Genomic DNA, 20,434 nt, shown 5'->3' with positions numbered 1-20,434 from the left:
GCGCTGGCCGGCCGAGTGCGCGGTGGGTGGCCCGCTGGACGGTCAAGAGGCCGTGGCTGTGAGCCACATCGAAAGATCGGCTGCGGAGAGGTCGAGCACCACGTCGCCCACCTTCTCCGGGCCTTCTGCGTGCAGGCGCTCGTGGAGCCGGCTTCGCTCCGCTGCGGAGAGCGGGCGCCCCAGTCGCCGCTCGACCTGGTGCGCGAGCAGCGCGAGGCCCTTCTCCAGCCCCTTTTCTAGGCCCTTCTCCAGCCCTTCCTTGAGCCCGGCCGCCTTGCCTTCCCTGTAAATCGAGTTCTGCATCACGACCTCCCGCGGCAGCAGCGACTTTACCACGTCGGCGAGACCCCGCTCACGCGTGTCTGCTTCGGCCAGGGCCACCATCGCTGCTCCGAGCTCCCCGAACTGACGCTCGCCGGAGCAGGCCCGGAGCTCCTCGATTACCTGGTTCAGCTTGCTGCGATCCGCATCCGCTGCCAGCGGTGTAAAGATCAGCCAGAACGGGCTTCCCCGCGCCGCCAGCTCGGCCACCGTCCGCTGATAGACTGCCTCGATACGGAACTGCACGCCGGAGAACGGCTCGTCCGGTGACGATGTCCGATACGCGCCGTGCGTCGGCCACGGCGCTTCCCGGCCAGAAAGGACCACCACCACGCTGTCGATCGGCGTGGGTTGCCGAGCCGGGGCGCCCTCGCTCGCCCGCGCCTCGTCCGCCACCGCCAGCGCCGTCAGGCAATGGTACTCGAACACGCGGAACGGAATTTCCTCGCTCATCGCCAGCGTCCACTCGGCGTGGAGCAGCCGCCGCTCGCCGCCCACCTTCACGGCGAGCGCCCGATCGAGCCGCCGCCGGCGGCCGGTGACCTGCGTGTCGACCCAGCCCAGCGGCTCGATGGGCCCGGCCGCGCCGAGCAGAGCGCGCGCGACGTCGTGCGGGAATTGCCGCGATACGTGGCGGAGGATCAGATCGACGTCGTCCTGCTCGTCGTCCTGTCTCGTGTTCTCCTTTCGACGCCTGCGGCCTCGCTTGCCCATGTCGACGGACCGTCCTCCTGCACCTCGAACATCGGCGCGAGCCCGCCGCAGTTGCGCGGGCGCCTAGCGCCCCCGTGACGGGCTCCGGCCATCGGCTAAGCTCCGCGCCCGATGGAACGTCTCTTCTTCCTGCTCTCGGGCGTTTACGGGTTCCTCGCGGTGGCGCTCGGCGCCTTCGGCGCCCACGGGCTCAAGGCGACGCTCGACGCGGAGCCGGACGGCGCGCTGCGCCTCTCCTGGTGGCAAACGGGCGCCCAGTACCACCTCGCCCACGCGCTCGCGCTGGCGCTCGCCGCCCACCTCGCCGCGCGCACCGGCGGCGTCGCGGCGACCGTCGCCGGCTTCTGCTTCGCGGGCGGCGTGCTCCTCTTCTCCGGCAGCCTCTACGTGATGACCGTGACCGGCGTCCGCGTCCTCGGCATGGTCACGCCGCTCGGCGGGCTGCTCCTGCTCGCGGGCTGGGGCGCGGTGGCCGTGGCCGCGCTCGGGATGGCGAAGGGCTGAGGCGCCCGGCGGCGGGCGCCGCCGCGCCTACGTCGTCCTGCGCGCGAAGAGCCGGCCGAACCGCGCCGACGCGCGCTCGCGGAGGGAGGCCACGCGGGACCGGACCCGCCCCCAGCGCTCGCTGCGCGCGAGATCGTCGAGCAGCGAGTACGAGACCGGCGTGACGATCAGGGTGAGCAGCAGGCTCAGGGACTGGCCGCCGATGACCACGACGGCGATCGTCTGGCGCTCCTCGGCCCCGGGCCCCGTGCCCAGCCAGAGCGGGAGCATGCCCGCGACCAGGGCCAGCGTGGTCATCAGGATGGGCCGCAGCCGATCGCGGTTCGCCTGGAGGATCGCCTCCTCGCGCGGCACGCCCTCGCTCCGCAGCTTGTTCATGTGGTCGACCTGGAGGATCGAGTTCTTCTTCACCACGCCGAACAGCACGAGGAAGCCGAGCGCAGAGTACAGGTTCAGCGTGTTCCCGGTCGCCCACAGGCTGAGCAGCGCGAACGGCACCGACAGCGGCAGCGAGAGCAGGATCGTCACCGGGTGCACGAGGCTCTCGAACTGCGACGCCAGGATCATGTACATGAGCACGATCGAGAGGAGGAACGCCCAGATGAACTCGCCGAACGTGCGCTCGAGCTCCGCGCCGCGGCCGCGCACGCTCGTCGTGTACGCCGCGGGCATGTCCATCTCCCGGGCGGCGCCGCGCAGCGCCTCCAGCCGGTCGGCCAGCGCGTAGCCGGGGGCGACGCCGGCGCGCAGGCTCGACACCCGCTGGCGATCGAGCCGGTCGATGCGCGACGGGCTCCTCGCCTCCTCGATGCGCACCAGGTTGTCGAGGCGCACAAGGTCGCCCCGGAGCAACGGCGTCCCGGCCGAGGGCGCCGCCGCACCGCCGGCGCCGCCGGCGCCGCCCGGCTGCGGCGCGGCCTGCGCGCGCGCCGTCCGGGGCACGTACAGGCGGCGGACGGCCGCCACCCGATCGCGATCCTCCTCCATGAGGCGCAGCTGCACGTCGTAGTTCTCGTTCTCGGCCTCGTCCCGGAAGCGCGAGACCGCCTGATCTCCGCCCACCATCAGGCGCAGCGCGGTCGCGATGTCCTGCGTCCGGACCCCGAGCTGCGCCGCGCGATCGCGCTCGATGAGCACCCGGAGCTCCGGCCGGTCGATCTTCAGCGTCACGTCGGCGTCCACGATGCCGCCGAGCTGCGCGGAGCGCTCGCGGAGCTCGTTCGCATAACGCTCGAGCTGCTCGATGTCGGGGCCCTGGATCGCGAAGTCGATCTCGAAGTTCCCGCCGCCGATGTTGAACGACGGCACGTTGCGCACCGAGATCCGGAGATCGGAGTACTTGCGCAGCTTGCGCCGCACCTCCTGCATCACGTCCTTCTGCGAGTAGTTGTCCTTGAAGGCGCGCCACGGATGGCCGGAGAACGTCTCCCGGAGCAGCCGTGTCAGGGAGAACGTGCGCTCGTCGTGCGGGGCGATCCGCACGAAGGCCTCGCCCGCGCTGACGCCGCCCACGAAGCCGCCGCCCGCGGTGGCGAGCACGCTCCGCACCCCGCGCACCCCGCGGACGTCGTCGCTGATCTGCCGCATCACGTCGTCCATCGCGCCGATGCTCGCGCTGAGCGGGGCCGTGACGCGGATCTCGAACTGCGCGTCGTCCGCGCCCGAGGGGATGTACTCCTGCTTCACGAGGCCGTAGAGCGGCACGGCCGACGCCATCACCAGCGCGCCCGAGACGGCGACGAGCGCCCGGTGCCGCATCGCGAACGCGAGGGCGCGCGTGTACCTGGCCTCGAGCCTCCCGTAGAAGCCCTCCCGCGTCACCGCCCCGCCCCCGCCGCCGTGCGCTCCCGCCTCCCCCGCCCCGTGCGCGCGGGCGCCCTCCTCGCGGAGCAGGCGCGCGCTCATCATCGGGGTCAGCGTGAAGCTGACGAGCAGGCTCACGAGGATCGCGACCGTGGCCGTGATCCCGAACTGGAACAGGAACCGCCCCGAGATCGACGACATGAACGAGACGGGGACGAAGATGACGACGAGCGACAGCGTCGTCGCGAGCACGGCGAGCCCGATCTCCTGCGTCGCGGCCCTGGCCGCCTCGAAGGAGTCCATCTTCTTCTCCTCGACGAAGCGGAAGATGTTCTCGAGGACGACGATGGCGTCGTCGATGACGATGCCCACCATCAGCACGAGCGCCAGCATCGTCACGCTGTTCAGCGTGAAGTCGAGCAGCCACATCATGCCGAACGTCGCGACGACCGACGTCGGGATCGCGACGCCCGCGATGATCGTGGACCGCCACGACCGCATGAAGAGCAGGACCACCGCGCACGCGAGGATGCTGCCGAGGACGAGGTGCACGTTGATCTCGTGCAGCGCCGTGTAGATGTAGCCCGACTGATCGCGGATCACCTCTAATCGCACGTCCTCGGGCATCTGCTCGGACAGCTTCGCCAGGTTCGCCTTCACGGCCTCGATCACCGCGACGGTGTTGGCGCCCGACTGCCGCACGACGTCGAGGACGACGGTGGGCTTGCCGTCGAGGCGGGCCAGCGACCGCTGCTCGTAGGTGCCGTCCTCGGCGCGGCCGATGTCGCGCACCCGGACGGGCCGCCCGTCGACGGTGGCGACGACCAGGTCGTTGAACGCGCCCGCGTCCTCGATGCGGCCCATCGTGCGCAGCGTCCGCTCCTCCTCCTTCCCCGTGACGTTGCCCGCGGGGATGTTCGCGTTCTGCTGCACGATCGCGTCGCGGACGGCGGTGATCGGCAGGCCGTACGCGGCGAGGCGGTCGGCGTTCAGCCAGATCTTGATGGCGCGCTGCTGCCCGCCCACGACGCGCACCTCGCCGACGCCCGACGACCGCTCGAGCTGCACCCGCACGAGCTTGTCGGCCACCTCGGTGAGCTCCCGGATCGAGCGATCGGCCGAGAGGGCGATCGACATGACAGGGGTCGAGTCGTTGTCCTGCTTCGCGATGACGGGCGGATCGGTGCCCACCGGGAGGCGGCGCAGCGCCGCCTGCACGCGATCGCGGACGTCCTGCGCCGCCGAGTCGATGTCCCGGTCGAGGTTGAAGGTGGCGACGACGACGGAGGTGCCGCCCGTCGAGATCGAGCGGAGCTCGGCGATCCCCTCGACGGTGTTGACCGCCGCCTCGATCTCCTCGGAGATCTCCGACTCGACGTCCTCGGGCGCGCCGCCGGGGAGCGTGGTGCGGACCGAGACCGTCGGCAGGTCCACGGCGGGGAAGCGATCCACGCCCAGCTTGAAGTAGGCCACGGCGCCGACCACCACGAGGGCGAGCGTCAGCATGGCGGCGAAGACGGGCCGCTGGATGCAGATCCTGGCGAGCGCTTGCACCCTAGCCCCCCTCCACCACGCGCACCGGCTGCCCCTGCTGGAGCGACCCGGGCTTTGCGACGACGGACTCCCCCACCGCGACGCCGGACACGATCTCGACCCGATCCCCCGACGTCTTTCCGGTGGTGACCTGCTTCTCCTTCGCCTTGCCTTCCTCGACCGTGATGACCTTCGCGAGGCCGGCGAACCGGACGACGGCGGTCGCCGGCACGGTCGGCACCGGCCTCGAGCTCACGACGATCTGCGCGCTGACGAGGCTCCCCGGCCGCAGGTGGCCGGGGTTCTTGATGTCGCTCTCCACGAGCAGGGTGCGGCTCTGCGGGTCGAGCGCGGGCGCGAGGCGCGCGACCGTCCCCGGATAGGCGGCGCTGTCTCCCGGGAGGGTCACGCGCACGGGCTGGCCCGCGCGCACGCCGGCCGCCTCGAGCTCGGGGATGGCCACGCGCAGCCGCAGCGGGTCGATCCGGACGACGTCCACGATCGGCGCCCCCGCGGCGAGGTACTGGCCGACGTTCGCTCTCCGCACCTGGACGACGCCATCGAGCGGCGACCGCACCAGGGTGTCGGCGAGCTGCTGCCGCGCCATGCGCAGCTCGGAGCGCCGCTGGCGGACGGCGGCCTCGCGGATGCGCACCTCCTCCCGCGCCGACTGCACGGCGGTCTCCGCGCGGACCGCCGCCGCCTCGGCCGCGTCGAGGTCCATGCCCGACATCAGCCCTTCCCTGGCGAGCCCCCGCGCCCGGACCTGGTTGGCCTGCGCTTCCTTGAGCGTCGCGAGGGCCTGCCTCACGACCGCCGTGCCCTCGATGTCGAGCTCGCTGTCGGGCCCGTCCGGGGGCAAGCCGAGCTGGGCGCGGCTCTGCGCCAGCGCGGCCGTGGCCTGCTCGATGCGCAGCTCGTAGTCCCGCGCCTCCAGCTGAGCGATGACCTGATCCCGCTGGACCGGGCTCGCCAGGTCGACCGAGATCGAGGCGAGGCGCCCGGCCACCTTGGCCCCGAGCGTCACCTGCTCGTCGGCGTCGAGGGTCCCCGAGATGTCGACGGCCTGCTCCATGACGAGCTCCGTCACGGGGGCGAGCGTCACCTCCTTGACGCTGGCCGCAGGCTTCTCCGCCTTCGCGCCGCCGGGCTGGGACGCTCCCTGATTGCACGCGAGGCACTGCAGAGCGGCCGCGAACGCGACCGCCGATGTCCAGAGCACCCTTGGCGGGCCGGAGGCGCGGTGACGGGAGTTTTCGGGCTGGCGAAGCTCGGAAAGGACAGTCCACATGGCGGCGGCCTCAGATGACCAGGAACGCCCCCCCGAGCGCGTGTTCGCCGCAGGATATTGACGGCATCAGGGTTGGAGCGCAACGTGCGCGTGGGCACGCTGCAGCGGTGTCCGCTTCGCATGAGCGACTACGGGGTGGTCGATCGGCGCCGCAGGAGTCCGGCCAGAGATCCGGAGAGAGAATTCAACGCCAAGACGCCAAGGCGCAAAGGCGCAAACGAAAGAACGATCGTCGTGCATTCTTGCGCCTTGGCGTCTTGGCGCCTTGGCGTTGAATTCTCTCCGCTGGCGAGGCGAGAAGGCTGGGTCGTCGCCCTCACATCGCTGCTCCCGCGGCAGCGGACATCGCCTGTCCCGGCGCGGCCGCGGCCACGGGCAGGAGCGGCACGCCGTCGCGGTAGATGACCACGTTCCCGAGCGTGGCCGGCACCCGCGGCCCCGGCGTGACGATGCCGACCAGGTTCAGCGGGTCGCACGCCGAGAGCTGCACGATCTCGCCGGACAGGGGCTCTCGCCGGACGGCGCGGAGCGCGTCGAGCGCCTCGGGCAGCGCGAAATGCTCGCCCGCGAAGCCGGCGACGAGGTGCCCTCCCCGGAGCTGACCCGCCATCTCGAGCCGCCGGTAGACCCGGAGGAGGTCGCGCCACGCGGGCGGCCGCGGCTCGCGCGCGAGCAGCTCGCGACAGACCACGCCGTAGCGGCGGAGGTACTGGTGCGCGAGCGCCTCGACAGCATCAGGGCCCTCGCCGGCGTCGTCGGCAGCGGGCGCGAACGCGTCCGGGCGCGATCGCAGGAGCGACCACCTGCCCGACGCGACGGGGCCGCCCCGCCGCGCCCCGCCGCGCAGGCGGCCCGCGCCCAGCGCGACGGCCGCGCCGCCGCCGAGCAGCGAGCGCAGCGCCGCGAAGCCGTCGCCGGTCACGAGCCCCGCGGCGACGAGCTCCCAGAGCGCCTCCTCGACCTCGTCCCGGGAGCGGCCCGCGCCTGCAGCGAGGTCGTCGAAGAACGACGCGCCGGCGCGCGTCAGGAACGACAGCACGCCCTGCGCCGCCTCGGAGAGCGACGCCGGCGGCGGCGCGCCCTCGGCCTCCCGAGGCGCGAGGAGCCACGGGAGATCGCGGCGCAGCGCCAGCGTGATCGGCGCCGCGCGCGTGGGCGCCGCCGCGTCGCGCGGGACCACGCGGCCCCACGCCACCTCGCCGGACAGGCAGAGCGCGTCGAGCAGCCCCTCGCTGTAGCCAGCCACGCGCGCGGGCAGCACCGCCTGCTCCCACGCGCCGGCGGCGAGCTCGAAGCCCTGCAGCTGCTCGATCACCCGCCCGAGGCCCCCCGGCCCGCGCGCCTGGGTGCCCGGCCGCACGCCCTGCCACGCCAGGAGGAACCGGAGGAGCTCCGCCGCGGTCGCGGGCTCGATCGCCTTGCGCAGGCCGGAGACGGTGCGGCGGTGGATGCGGGCGAGGAGATGGCGATCGCACCACTCGATCGACAGATGGCCGCCACCCGCGGCGGCCTGCGACAGATCGCCGCCGCCTGCGGCGGCCTGCGACGGCCGCGGCGGCGCGCCCGGCAGGAAGCGCCCGCGCAGCGCGCCGCCGGCGAGCTCGATCCGCGCGAGCGCGGACTGCGCCTCGTAGGCGGGCACGTCGAGCCGCGACGCGAGATCCTCGGTCGAGATCGGCCCCGCGGCGCTCAGGAAGCCGCGGACGAGCGCCGTGATCGCGGCGCCCCGATCGACCGCCCCGGCGGCCCCGCGCACGGCGGGCGGCACCGCGACGTCGGGCGCGAACACCGCCTCCGGCCAGATCACCTCGACAAGCGGCCGCCGCTCGGTCGCCACCCAGCGCGGCGCGCGCGGCACGGCCGCGCCGGGAGCAGCGCCCACCTCGGCCGCGCGCCCCGCGGCGCAGAGCGCCTCGAAGTGCCTCGCGAGGCCGCTCCGGACCCCCTCCTCCGCGGGGAGCGCGACCCGGTCGAGCAGGAGCTCGTGCAGCTCGTCCGCGTCGCGCACGTCCGGCCGCGCCTCGGCGACCACCTCGGCGACGACCGCCGGATCGAGCCCGCCCAGCCGCTCGGCGACCTCCGCCGGGAGCCCGCGCCGCACCCGGACCGCCCTCGCGCGGCGCTCCTCCAGCGGGGCGTCGTCGAGGAACGCATACGGGTTCGCGTTCAGGATCTCGTGCGAGAAGACGCTCGGCTCCGGCGTGTCGAGCGCGACGACGCGGATCGCGCCGCTGCGCAGGCCGACGAGCAGCGCGCGCAGCCCCTCGACATCCATCAGCTCGGTCAGGCAGTCGCGCAGCGCCTCGCGGACGAGCGGGTGATCCGGCGGATCGACGTGCGCGAAGAGCCCGTGGTTGTCCTGGCAGCCCTGCTGCTCGGGGAAGATCGAGAGCAGGAGGTCGTCGGCGCGCATGCGCTGGAGCGCCGGCGGCACCCGCCGGCCCCCGCGGAACCGGAGCAGCGCGAGCGCGCGGGACGCGGCCCAGCGGAAGCGCGTGCGGAACATCGGGCCCTGGAGAGCTGCCTGGACGAGCACCTCCTCGAGGCCCTCGGGGCGGACCAGATCGAGCACCTCGTCGATCGGGATCCCGTGCTCCGCCGAAAGCGAGAGCAGCACGCCGTCGTCGGTCGCCGCCGCCTGGAGCTCGAAGTCGAACGAGCGGCAGAAGCGCTTGCGCAGCGCGAGCCCGAGCGCGCGGTTCACGCGGCCGCCGAGCGGCGTATGGACGACGATCTGCTGCCCCCCGGCCTCGTCGAAGAAGCGCTCGACCACGACGGTCGCGCCGCCCGGGACCGCGCCGAGCGCCGCGCGCCCCGCCTCGATGTAGTCGCGCACGAGCAGCGCCCCGCGCGCGTCGAGCGCGCACGCCTCCATGAGCCAGCGCGCCGCCCGGGACCACGCCGCCCGCGCCTCCTCGCCGCCCTGACCCCGCTCGGCCGCCGGCCGCGCCCCATCGGCCCGCTCCTCGTCGAGGCGCGCGGCGACCTCGGCGCGGAGCGCGGCGACCTCGGCCGAGAGCTCCGGCGTGCGCGCCGGCGCCTCCCCGAGCCAGAACGGCACCGTCGGCGCGGCGCCGTGGGCGTCCTCGACCCACATCTGGCCGCCCTCCAGCCGGAGCACCCGCCAGGAGGTGTTGCCCAGCAGGAAGACGTCGCCCCCGGACGACTCGATCGCGAAATCCTCGTCGAGCGTGCCGACCTTGGTGCCATCGGGCTGCACCACCACGTCGACGGCCGCGATGTCGGGGATCGCCCCGCCCGAGGTGAGCGCCGCGAGCCGCGCGCCGCGCCGCCCGCGCAGCCGGCCGCCGATCGCGTCGCGGTAGACGAGCGACCCGGCCCGCTGCCGCGCGCCGCGGGCCGCGGACGCGCCGTCGTCCGCCGCGGCGGCGCCGCCGGAGACCATGGCGACCACCGCGTCGAAGTCGCGGCGCGAGAGGCCTTCATAAGGCGCGGCCCTTCGGACGAGCGCGTAGAGCCCCTCTTGGTCCCGTTCCTCGCACGCGCACGCGGCGATGATCTGCTGCGCGAGCACGTCGAGCGGGCCCTCGCGCGACGTCATCCGATCGAGCTCGCCGCGGCGCGCCGCGCGCACGATCGCCGCGCACTCGACGAGCTGGTCGCGCGTCAGCGGGAAGAGCCGCCCGCGCGGCGTCGCGGCGAGGGCGTGGCCCGAGCGGCCGATGCGCTGGAGGGCGACGTTGATCGACCGCGGCGAGCCGACGAGGCAGGCGAGGTCGACCGCGCCGACGTCGATGCCGAGCTCGAGCGACGCCGTCGCGACGACGACCCGGAGCTCCCCGGCCTTGAGGCGCCGCTCCGCCGAGAGCCGCCGGGCCCGCGAGAGGCTCCCGTGGTGGGCCGCCACGACGTCCTCGCCGAGCCGCGCGCCGAGCGCGTGCGCGACCCGCTCGACGAGGCGGCGCGTGTTCACGAACACCAGGGTCGACCGCGCTCCCTCGGCGAGCGCCGCGATGCGGTCGTAGATCTCGGTCCACTGCTCGTGCGTACAGACCGCGCCGAGCTCGTCGCGGGGCACCTCGATGGCGAGATCGAGATCCCGCCGCTGCCCTACATCGACGATCTGGGGCAGCGCGCGCGCACCAGAGACGAGCCGGGCGGCGATCTCGATGGGGCGGACCGTGGCGCTGAGCCCCACGCGCTGCGGCCGGGCGCCGCCCTGGCCGACCACGAGGTCCTCGAGCCGCTCGAGCGAGAGCGCGAGGTGGGCGCCGCGCTTGTCGCCGGCGATCGCGTGGACCTCGTCGAGGATCACGGTGCGCACCCCGGAGAGCGCCCGCCGCCCCGACGCGCTGGTCAGCAGGATGAACGCGGACTCCGGCGTCGTGACGAGCACGTGCGGCGGCCGGGCCGCCATGGCGCGCCGCTCCTGCGCGGGGCTGTCGCCGGTCCGCACGAGGGCCCGGATGCCCGGCGCGGGCAGGCCCGCCGCCTCCATGGCCGCCGAGATCTCGGCGATCGGCTGCTCGAGGTTGCGGTGGACGTCGTGGGAGAGCGCCTTCAGCGGCGAGATGTAAAGGACGTCGGTGCGGTCCTCGAGCGCGCCACGCGCCGCGTCGCGGACGAGCCGGTCGAGGCAGAAGAGGAAGGCCGCGAGCGTCTTGCCGGCGCCGGTCGGCGCGCTGATCAGCGCGTCGCGGCCGGCCGCGATGACCGGCCAGGCGCGCTCCTGGGCGGGGGCGGGGGCGCCGAAGCGGTCACGAAACCACCGGTCGACGACGGGGTGAAACATCCCGTCGAGGGTAGCCGGCCGGGGGGTGAGGCGGAAGCGAGAGGGGCGGCGGTCGGCGTGGGGGAGCGGCGCTGGGCGAAGGCCCGCCGCGACCTGGGCGAGCGCTCGACGAAAGAAATCGACAGATGCCTGTCGGGTTCTCCGGGTGGCGCGCTTCGCCTCCAGCATCCCTGCGCAGCTCCGCGCCCCTCCAATGCAGCCCCGCCGCCTCTCCTATGCAGCCCCGCCGCCCCTCCTGCGCAGCTCCGCACCCCTCCAATGCAGCCCCGCCGCCTCCCCTATGCAACCCCGCCGCCCCTCCTGCGCAGCTCCGCGCCCCTCCAATGCAGCCCCGCCGCCCCTCCTGCACACGCATTTCAGTGTCCCGCATCAGGATTGTGCGGCTCCAGCGCAGCCCCGCCGCCCTCCTGCGCCCCCATGCTTGTGTCCTGCGCAACCATGAATCAGCGCCTGCGCCGTCCCGACACCCTCCTGCGCGCCTCTCAGCGCCCGCCGCGGCCTCTCCGGGCCGCGCGATCCGCCCCTTCCTCGCCGAGATCCTCCGACTCGGCCTCGTCCGCGTCGAGCGGCTCGATCCGCCGCCTCCGCGGCGCCTCTTCGACCGGCGCCGGCGCCGGCGGCGGAGCGCTCCCGCGGATCTCCTGCGCGATCCGCGAGAGCACCGTCGCGACGCCCTCCTCGACGGCGTGCCCGAAGTCCTCCGCGCTCTGCTCGAGGCGCTGCTTGCGCTCGAGGCGCTCGACCCTGCGCTGCTCCTTCAGCCGCCGGTGCTGCTCTTTCCGCGCCTGCGCGGCGCTGCGCTCGACCTCCCGGCGGATCTGCCGCGGGGACACGTCGCTGGAGAGCGCGCCGAGCGCGTGGAAGGCGAGCCCCAGGCCCCACCCGAGCAGCGGCCAGAAGAACCACCACGGCCCGTCCGTGAGCGCGTTCACCGCGAAGAGGAACGCGTTCACGAGGAGGTACGAGAACAGGTGCGCGCGGAACTCCTTGCGCCGGCGCGCGAGGAGGGCCGCGCGCGCCGCCTCCTCGCCCCGGACATGCTCGATGTCGCGCGACGCGGCCTCGATCGCGCCCCGGGAGATGCCGATCTCCTCGGCCGCCGCGACCAGCTCGTCGTGGCTCACGTCGCGCGCCTGCGCGCCCCGGAGGGCGCGCTCCAAAATGGCCCGCACCTCGGCCTCGGTGTACCGCCGCCCGCTCTGCTTGCCCGGTTTCACCATCGCTCTCCTCGCGACCGCGCGGAGCATACGCTTGACCGCGTGCGGCCGCGCCGCTTCCATGAAGGCAAGGACCCCATGAGCAGCGAAACCGCCTCACAACGCGTGGGGACCACGATCCGCAACAAGTGGACGCTGGAGCGGCTGCTCGGCGCGGGCGGCATGGCCGCCGTCTACGTCGGCGTCCACCGGATCGGCCGCCGGGACGCGCTCAAGATCCTGCACCCGCAGGCCGCGAAATCGAAGGAGATCTGCGACCGGTTCGAGCGCGAGGCCCAGGCCGCGAACCGCTTCCGCCACCCGGGCGCCGTCGAGATCCGCGACATCGACGTCGCCGAGGACGGGGCGCCGTTCCTGGTGATGGAGCTCCTCGAGGGCGAGTCGCTCGCCGAGCGCGAGCGCCGCCTCGGCGGCCTCCCGCTGGCCGAGGTGCTCCGCTTCACCGCGCAGGTGCTCGACACGCTCGCCGCGGCGCACGCGCAGGGGATCATCCACCGCGACATCAAGCCGCCCAACCTGTACGTCGTCGGCGACGGCCCAGCGGACTCGCCCGCGCACGGCGGCGGCCCGCGCATCAAGGTCCTCGATTTCGGGCTCGCGCGGATCCGCCAGGACTCCAGCCTCCAGGGCGAGCTCACGCGGATGGGCCTGGTGCTCGGCACGACGCCCTACATGCCGCCGGAGCAGGCGAAGGGCCGCGACATCGACACCCGCGCCGACCTCTTCGCGGTCGGCGCCACCATGTTCCGGCTGATCGCCGGCCGCCACGTCCACGAGGCGAGCACCGACTTCGACCTCCTGCTGAAGATGGGCAGGGAGCCGGCGCCGCCGCTCGCGCAGCGCGCGCCGCACGCGCCGCGCGACGTGTGCCTCGTCGTCGATCGCGCGCTCGCCTTCGACCGCGATCAGCGCTACCCCGACGCGCGCCAGATGCTCGAGGACGTGCGCGCCCTCCTGCGCAGCGAGACGCCGCCGCGCGCGTCGCGGTTCGCGCACGCGCTCGCTCCGGACGCGATCACGCTGCGGGAGCAGCCGTCGCCGCGGGGCGCCGCGGACGACGGGGGGCCCGCCACGATCGCGATGCACCCCGCGAGCGTCTCGACCTCCATCGCCGTCGACTGGAGCGACGAGCCTCCGGTGAGCGGCGGATCCATCACCAAGGAGTGGGTGCGCCCCGAGGCCGCGAAGGAGGACTCGATCGCCGTCGACTGGAGCGACGAGCCGCTCGACGCGGCCTCACCCGCCTCGCGCCCGGCGCGGCGCTGACCGCGCGGCGGGCCGGTCCATCGACCGGGTCGAAAGCGCCGCCGCCGCCCGAGCAAGACGGGAGCCGCTCGGCTAGGATGCGCCGGCCATGCTCGGCGAAGCGAAGCGGATCTACCTGGCCACGCGGAAGAAGCACGATCAGCTCTTCAACACCTACCTGATGCGCCCGCTCGCCGGCGGCGTGGTCGCGCTCCTCGCGCGGACCGCGATCACGCCGAACCAGGTGACGCTGCTCAACCTCGCCGTGTTCGTCGTCGCGGCGGCGCTGCTCGTCGCGCTGCCCACGGCGGCGGGGGGCCTCGTGGCCGTCGCCGTGCTCGAGCTGAGCTACCTGCTCGACTGCGCCGACGGGATGCTGGCGCGCCACAAGCAGCTCGCGTCGAAGGAGGGCCACCTCTTCGACTTCTTCACGGACGAGCTCAAGGCGGTGCTCCTCTCGGGCGCCCTCTCGATGCGCCTCTTCAGCGCCGGCGGCCTCGGGCTGGACGGCGGCCGCTGGCCCGGCGGAGACCCGCGCTTCCTGCTCGCCGGCGTCGTCGGGGTCGCGGTGATCGCCTCGGCGATCTCGCTCACCAACTTCGTCCGCCGCCCGGAGATCAGCGGCAAGGAGACCTCGGTCTCCGCCTATTACGAGACCGCCACGGAGGAGCGGCCCCGGTCGCCCGCCGCCCGGGCGGCGGCGCTCGTGATGACGTTCCTGCGCTTCCTGAACCACTACCCGAGCCACATCTGGGCGTTCGCGCTCGCGGACCGGCTCGACGTGTTCTTCTGGATGTATGTGCTGATCAACCTCCTCTACCTGGCGAAGGGCTGGCTCGGGCTCCTGCTCAGGTTCGGACGGTCGTAGCGCCACATCGCCCCCGCCATGGGGCCATGTCCCAGGACGAGCGCGTCGAGACGACCCACCCTGCGTTCATGTGTGCGATGAAAGAGCAGCGTGATCCGCCTCGACGGACTGGTGGAGATCCTGAGCCCGGATGAGGTATGAACGCGCGATGGAGATCCAAGATCTTTCCGACTTCATGCGCGCCGACCCTCGCTTCGCCACCCGCCGCAAATGGCTGATCCTGAGCGAGACCGTGTACACACCCACGGGTGAGAAGGTGGAAGAAGGGTTCCGCTACTTCACCTGCCCGATCGGAGCGCTCACTGCCGCCCTGGAGAGGCGGGACTTCGCCGCCATCGCGAAGCTCCCCTTCGCCCTGGATGGGGAGGGCGAGCCGGACACCTCCGCGGTGCGCCTGGATCTCGCCTATACCGCGTCCGGTGCGCTCGCCGCCTTCCAGCCCGTGGAGTATCGCGACCACGCGCCCACGTGCGTGTCGGCGCCCCTGGTCCTCGAGCGCGCCGAGGCCCAGGCGCTCCGCGACATCCTGCGAGAGCTCGACCAGTCCGCCTAGCACGACTGCCGCGGTGAGAGGGCAGCACCCTTGCCACACACGCAGCCGGGTGCTGCTCCGCTGCGCGCGCCGCGCGGCCATGCCGGCGGCCGCTCCTTGCGAGCTCCCCGGAGGCTCGGTTAAAGCGCCTCGATGCGGAGATCCCTTCCCTGGCTGGCTTGCTTCACCCTCGGCCTCGGGTCCGTCGGCTGCGGCACAGAGGGCGATGACATGACCCCGGCCACGCCGTCGGAGTACAAGCACCCTTTGCCGGAAGGCGAGAGCATCTGTGGGCGAGCCGACTTCGAGGAGATGTTCCCTTTCTCCCTTCGATCCTCGACCCTTCCCGTGCTCGTGCACCATTACAAGGCGGAAGAGCGCGACGTTGCGCGCCAGGTCCTCGCGTTCGTCGAGGATGGCTGGGACTATCATGTGCGCCAGATCGGCATGCGCCCGCCCCTCGGCGATGGTGGAGAGTGCGGGCCGGACGACGCGCTCGACGTGTTCGTGTGGAGAGGCCACCGCAGCTGCCTCGTCGACGTCCTCGGAGGCGAGCGGTCGACCTCATGGGAGGACCGGCACCCGTACATGATCGTCGATCCGTGGGGGCCTTACGGCGGCTCCGCGCTCGAGGAGACCGTGGTGCACGAGATGGCGCACGCCTCGCAGGCCGCGGACGACTGGAGCGAGAGCCCCGTCGTCTTCGAGATGTCGGCGACGTTCCTCGACCAGGTCCGCGCGGATCGCTACGCGGGCGAGGGCCTGGCCGATTTTCAGAGGCACCCGGAATGGGCGATCGACCACAACGACCATTACGAGACATGGTTCATGTACGGCGCCTCCATGGTGCTGCTCTACCTCAAAGATAGGTTCTTCGACGGCGATCCGCGGTTCGTCTCGCGCATGTGGCTCGGATCGCGCGACGCCCCCGCCGCAGGCGACGGCGCGCGGCCCAACGAGCCTGACTTCGTCGATGCGCTCGATGCGATGCTCCGAGAGGCGGCGGGCGTCAGCTATGTCGAGGCCGTCCCCGAGCTCGCGCGCTGGCGCTGGTACACCGGCGATCACATCGACGACCGCCATTTCCGGCACTTCGCGGGCGGCCTTCAGAACCTCGCGGCGGCCAGGATCTCGCTGGCGGCCCAGGTCGAGGCCAGGCCGGGCAGGATCGACGTCCGCGAGCGCGCGCCGATGTTGCTCGGCACCAGCTATATCGAGCTCTCGGCAGGAGCGGACACGCCACGAGCGCTCCGGGTGTCGCTCGAGGCGCCCGACGACGCGAGGCGCCGCTTCGTCGTCCAGGCCGTCCCCGGTCTGACGCCCGACTCGGACGGCGAGTTCCTGGACCTGTCGTCCGGCTCCGCGGCGCTGGAGCTCGCGGCGGACGGGAAACGAACGCTCGTGGTGACCGCGCTGCCCACCGGGGCCTACGATCCCGACGCGAGAGGGGAAGAGCGGTATCCGTTCACCCTGATCGTGCGCGACGACGCTGCGCCGCGCCCCGCGTGGAGGCGCGGCGCAGCACCTCGGCCAAGGGAGCCGGGGAAGGACGGTGGTCAGCGCTTCGCGACCGGGGCGAACAGAGGCACGAGGCGCTCTTCGATCTCCGTGAGGTAGTCCATGAGCCCGGTCGCGGCGCCTCGCTGCTTCAGGGTGGTCAAGGGAGGGTCTTTCATGCATGCTTCCTCCCGCTCTGGATCCCCTCCCGTGAGCGCATGGAGCACCCGCTTCGCATCGCGCTTCGCGCCTTCCTCGCTCGCCGTGAGCCGCTCGGCGCCCAAGCGGGGGTCGAAACCGAGATCCTTGCGCTCGCGCTCGAGGAGCGCTCTCTCGGCGTCGTCGCGAGGCTCGTAGCCAGCGAGGATCCAGCACTCGCGCTTGGTATTGGCGACGCCGATGACGACCGCGAAGGGCCACGGCTGTGAATCCCGCGCCTGCTCGAAGCCCTCGCGACGTCGGCTCAGCTTGTCCGCGTCACGCGTGAGGATCACAACGTCTGGAGGAGAGCCGAGCGTGGCGAGGAGCTTCAGGGCCTGCTCGGCCATCGCTGCGTCTGGTTCGCGCGGTCTTCCGCCGGAGAACCCGTGCGCGACGACATGTCGCGCTCTCGCCATCCCCTTCATGCTCGTCCACTTCAGGTGGGAATCCTGACGGAAGATACCATGATAACGGCGAAAGAACTCGATCGTCTCCGAGCCAATCCAGTCGACGTTTTCGCAGAGCGCTCGATCGGACAGCACGCAGGCCGTGCGCCGGTCGGCGTCCGCTTCACATACGATCGCTATCGAGCAGGCCACCTGCTCAGGCATGGGGCTGCGGGCCTCGATCGCGGACCCATTCCTCGCCGACCATGCTCCAGATCTCCCCTGGGCGCATGAACTCTTTCCAGCGCTCAAACTGCGGATGATCGTTCAACCGGGCCCACCTCACGGCGCCGGTCTCGTCGGCGCTCATCAGTCGAACCTCCTCAGGCTCGAGATGATCGATGAGGTAGGGGGAGTGGCTCGTCGCGACGATCTGCAGGTCAGGAAGCGCGTCGAGCAGCTTGCGGATCTGCGCGACCAGATCGGCGATGGCCCTCGGGTGGATCGCACGCTCAAGGTCGTCGATGAGGAGCAAGTGCGCGCTCCTACGACCGATGATCGCCGTTAAGATACCCAGCACGATGAGCGTCCCCTCGCTCGCGGCATGGGCTGGTAGATTGGCCGCACCGCGCATGTCCAGCACGACACGATGGCCAACGTACTCGCGCTCTACGGTGCTCGTCGTCGTCTGGCCGTTGATGGTCACCCGCTGGATCTCGGGCCGCCTCACCGCTGACCGCTCCAGGCGGATCCTCTCCACAGACGGAATGACTGCGCGCAGCGCCTCCTCCACGCGTCGGAAGTCGTCCGCGCGCGAGATGAGCATCTCGGCGAGCACGGCGGCCAGGCCATCGCCGTCCGGCTCGATTCGCGGCACGAGCGATGCGCTGTAGGACGGCTGGGCAAGCTTGGTCGCGTCGAGCCTGAGCAAGTCCGCCGGAGTGCGAACAGCAGCTACCGCATCTCGAGCTTCATCTGACCAATGAGAGGGATCCTCCCGATCCGTGATCACGTGATCACCATGGTGAACAGTCACGGACCTTCCCCAGTGCGTGACGTCGTATTCTTCTGCAAGAAGCTCGATCGAGCCCGCCTTGCCACTCCAGGTGCCCGTGCATCGAATCTCGATCGGCTCGCTGGTGCCATGAGAGCGGACCACGGACGGATGTCGCTCACCTTCCAGGGTTGACCACGGGTCTTCCGCGTGGAGAGCTGCCAGCCCTTGAAGCACGCTCGTCTTCCCGGAGGCGTTCGGCCCTACCAGCACCGTCAACCGCTCGAGCGGGAAACGGATGTCCCGCAGCGCTTTGAAATTCTTGAAGCTGACGGTCTCGATCATGGGCGTGCACCGAAGCCTTCCGCGGGCCCCGGGAGCCTAGACGACCCCGTCCATCCCGGCTACCTCGCCCGCCTGACCTGCTCGCCCTCCGGCTTCCTCCAGCAACGAGATCGCCCGGCTTCTCGCTGCGCGGAGGAGCGAGATCGAGCTCGCTCCCGCCGCGGCGTGTCGCCCTGAAACGCAGCTCTCTTCCGCTGCGCGGCGCTGGCTCGTCGCGCGGCGCCCTGCTCGGCGTCAGTCCGTCATCGTGCACACGTGCCGCGCGTCTCAGCGCCACGGTCCGCGGTGTGGCGCCGCCATTCCTCCAGAACCGGGAGAGAGGCGCGCGCCAACCGCCCACAGAACACGCGCCGCCAAAAACTGGTCCTCCTCCCCCTCCCGTGCATTACCGTCGCCGCGCCATGGACACGCCGCCCCGACCGCGCGCCGCAGCTTCACCCGCGGCGCGCCGCCCTGCGTTCGCGTTCCTCGCCCTCGGTGCGCTCCTCTCGGGCTGCGGCCAGCCCCGGTCCGGGAGCACCCCCGACTCGCCACTCGAGGCCCCCAGCAGCGCGAGCGCCAAGGAAGCCGCCGCGCAGGGCCCTGCCTCCGCCTCCTCTCCCGCCTCCCCCGCCCCGGCCGAGGATGAGCCGCCGCCCGGCCTGCCCGAGGGCCCGCCCATCGTCTCGCTCGGCGGCGTCGCCACCCTGCCGGCGCCGGTCCCCGAGGGCCGCCCGCGGCTCGCCAGCACCTCGATGCTCACCCGGGTCTACGCGCGGCCCAGCGCCGACGCGAAGCCCGTCGGCTTCCTGCGCGCCGGCGCGGTCGTGGAGATGGATCCCGAGCCCGCCGGCACGTCCGGCTGCCCCGGAGGCTTCCGCAAGATCAAGCCGTTCGGCTACGTGTGCGTCGGCCCCGACGCGACGCTCGACCTCGACGACGAGATCGTCCGCGCCACGGCCCGCCGCCCCGACGCCACGCACAAACTCCCGTACATGTACGGGACCGTCACGCGCGGCGGCCCGGCCTACGCGCGCATCCCGACCGCGGACGATGTCGCGCGCTTCGAGCCGAGCCTCAAGAAGCACCTCGATCGCTGGGCCAAGGACGAGGAGAGCGGCGCCACCTACGGCCTCGACGTCTGGCTCAAATGGAGCACCGAGCCCGCCCCGCCCGCGCTCGACGCGCTCGCGCAGCGCATCACCGATCGCGAGATCCCCTGGTACCTGCGCGACGGCCGGCGCGCCCCCAACCTCTCCGGCCTCATCAAGACGAGCGACGCCGTGAAGATCGACGAGGTCTCGCGGCGCAACGGGATGGCCTTCCTCGAGTCGTTCCTCCACGAGGGCCGGCGCTACAACGTCACCACCGATCTGCGCGTCGTCCCGGCCGACAGGTTCCGCCCCATCCGCGGCTCCGAGTTCCACGGCGTCGAGATCGGCAAGGACATCGACTTCCCGTTCGCGCTCGTGCGCCGCGCCGGGGGCAAGCGATGGCGCGTCGCGGGCAAGAAGCTCGTCGACGGCGGAGAGCTCGAGTGGCGCTCCGCCGTGCCCCTCACCGGCAAACAGCAGTTCTTCGGCGGCAAGCTGCACTACGAGACGAAGGACGGCGACTGGGTCGACGACCGCCACGCCGGCCGCATCGACCCCGCCAAGAAGATGCCTGCCTGGGGCAAGAACGGCGAGAAGTGGCTCGACGTCAACATCACGAAGCAGGTGCTCGTCGCCTACGAGGGCACGAAGCCCGTCTACGCGACGCTGATCTCGAGCGGCGAGGCGGGGCTCGATGACCACGAGTCCAGCACCGCGACCAAGCGCGGGATCTTCCGTATCCACACGAAGTTCGTCACGAGCACCATGGACTCGGACGCCGTCGGTGAGGAGTTCGAGCTGCGCGACGTGCCTTACGTGCAGTACTTCGAGGAGGGGTATGCGCTGCACGGCGCGTACTGGCACGACAAGTTCGGCCGGCCCAAGAGCCACGGCTGCATCAACCTGTCTCCAGAGGACGCCCGCCGCCTGTTCTTCTGGACCGAGCCGTCCGTCCCGCCGGGATGGCACGGCGCAGCGCGCTCGCTGACCGGCACCGTGGTGTTCGTCCACCCCTGAGCCGCGCGGCGCCACGGCGCCACGACCACCACGCGCCCGGCAGCCCCTCGGCGCAGCGAGGGCAAGGACAGCACGAACGCTCGGCGCGCGCCCGCGCGCGAGATGAGCGGGACAGATCGATCGGAGGTCACACTCCATGC

General features: G+C 72.3%; 13 protein-coding genes. 6 read left to right on the top strand and 7 right to left on the bottom strand.

From position 1 onward, the window contains the following. Positions 1-42: 42 nt before the first annotated feature. A complete protein-coding gene (locus WMF44_RS15235; protein WP_437299840.1) occupies positions 43-1,035 on the bottom strand; it encodes a hypothetical protein in 993 nt (330 codons plus the stop codon). A gap of 111 nt (positions 1,036-1,146) precedes the next feature. On the opposite strand from WMF44_RS15235, the gene WMF44_RS15230 reads away from it, so the two are divergent. Then, positions 1,147-1,539, top strand: coding sequence for a DUF423 domain-containing protein (locus WMF44_RS15230; RefSeq protein WP_437299839.1), 393 nt, complete (start codon positions 1,147-1,149; stop codon positions 1,537-1,539). 27 nt (positions 1,540-1,566) lie between these two features. On the opposite strand, the gene WMF44_RS15225 is transcribed toward WMF44_RS15230, so the two are convergent. The 4 genes from WMF44_RS15225 to WMF44_RS15210 form a co-directional block, all read right to left on the bottom strand. Next, a complete protein-coding gene (locus WMF44_RS15225; RefSeq protein ID WP_437299838.1) occupies positions 1,567-4,896 on the bottom strand; it encodes an efflux RND transporter permease subunit in 3,330 nt (1,109 codons plus the stop codon). Position 4,897: 1 nt separating this feature from the next. Continuing rightward, positions 4,898-6,097 (bottom strand): efflux RND transporter periplasmic adaptor subunit, encoded by a 1,200-nt coding sequence (locus WMF44_RS15220; RefSeq protein ID WP_437299837.1) that lies wholly within the window; start codon positions 6,095-6,097, stop codon positions 4,898-4,900. A gap of 385 nt (positions 6,098-6,482) precedes the next feature. After that, positions 6,483-10,919 carry a DEAD/DEAH box helicase gene (locus tag WMF44_RS15215; RefSeq protein ID WP_437299836.1) on the bottom strand — a complete coding sequence of 1,479 codons (4,437 nt, stop codon included), beginning with the start codon at positions 10,917-10,919 and terminating at the stop codon, positions 6,483-6,485. A gap of 482 nt (positions 10,920-11,401) precedes the next feature. Continuing rightward, positions 11,402-12,139, bottom strand: coding sequence for a 2TM domain-containing protein (locus tag WMF44_RS15210; protein WP_437299835.1), 738 nt, complete (start codon positions 12,137-12,139; stop codon positions 11,402-11,404). Between the two features lie 75 nt (positions 12,140-12,214). Between WMF44_RS15210 and WMF44_RS15205 the strand changes: the two genes are divergently transcribed. The 4 genes from WMF44_RS15205 to WMF44_RS15190 all read left to right on the top strand — a co-directional run bounded on the left by WMF44_RS15205 (position 12,215) and on the right by WMF44_RS15190 (position 16,398). Continuing rightward, complete coding sequence (locus tag WMF44_RS15205; RefSeq protein WP_437299834.1) at positions 12,215-13,402, top strand: serine/threonine-protein kinase; 1,188 nt, start codon at positions 12,215-12,217, stop codon at positions 13,400-13,402. An 88-nt stretch (positions 13,403-13,490) separates the two neighbouring features. Further along, entirely contained in the window at positions 13,491-14,249 is a 759-nt protein-coding gene (locus WMF44_RS15200) for a CDP-alcohol phosphatidyltransferase family protein (protein ID WP_437299833.1), read from the top strand. Positions 14,250-14,397: 148 nt separating this feature from the next. After that, positions 14,398-14,802 (top strand): hypothetical protein, encoded by a 405-nt coding sequence (locus tag WMF44_RS15195; protein WP_437299832.1) that lies wholly within the window; start codon positions 14,398-14,400, stop codon positions 14,800-14,802. Between the two features lie 132 nt (positions 14,803-14,934). Beyond that, positions 14,935-16,398: a hypothetical protein gene (locus tag WMF44_RS15190; RefSeq protein WP_437299831.1), complete on the top strand. Its 1,464-nt coding sequence runs from the start codon at positions 14,935-14,937 to the stop codon at positions 16,396-16,398. Here the strand turns inward: WMF44_RS15190 and WMF44_RS15185 are convergent. Next, complete coding sequence (locus tag WMF44_RS15185; protein ID WP_437299830.1) at positions 16,338-17,090, bottom strand: hypothetical protein; 753 nt, start codon at positions 17,088-17,090, stop codon at positions 16,338-16,340. The genes WMF44_RS15190 and WMF44_RS15185 overlap by 61 nt on opposite strands. Beyond that, a complete protein-coding gene (locus tag WMF44_RS15180) occupies positions 17,083-18,204 on the bottom strand; it encodes an AAA family ATPase (RefSeq protein ID WP_437299829.1) in 1,122 nt (373 codons plus the stop codon). Before WMF44_RS15180 ends, WMF44_RS15185 begins: the two co-directional genes overlap by 8 nt. 401 nt (positions 18,205-18,605) lie before the next feature. Between WMF44_RS15180 and WMF44_RS15175 the strand changes: the two genes are divergently transcribed. Further along, entirely contained in the window at positions 18,606-20,294 is a 1,689-nt protein-coding gene (locus WMF44_RS15175; protein ID WP_437299828.1) for a L,D-transpeptidase, read from the top strand. Positions 20,295-20,434 lie beyond the last annotated feature (140 nt).

It is taken from the genome of Sorangium sp. So ce426 (assembly GCF_051475585.1).
Taxonomy (GTDB): Bacteria; Myxococcota_A; Polyangia; order Polyangiales; family Polyangiaceae; genus Sorangium; species Sorangium cellulosum_B.
This window is presented reverse-complemented; position numbering and strand designations above follow the sequence as displayed.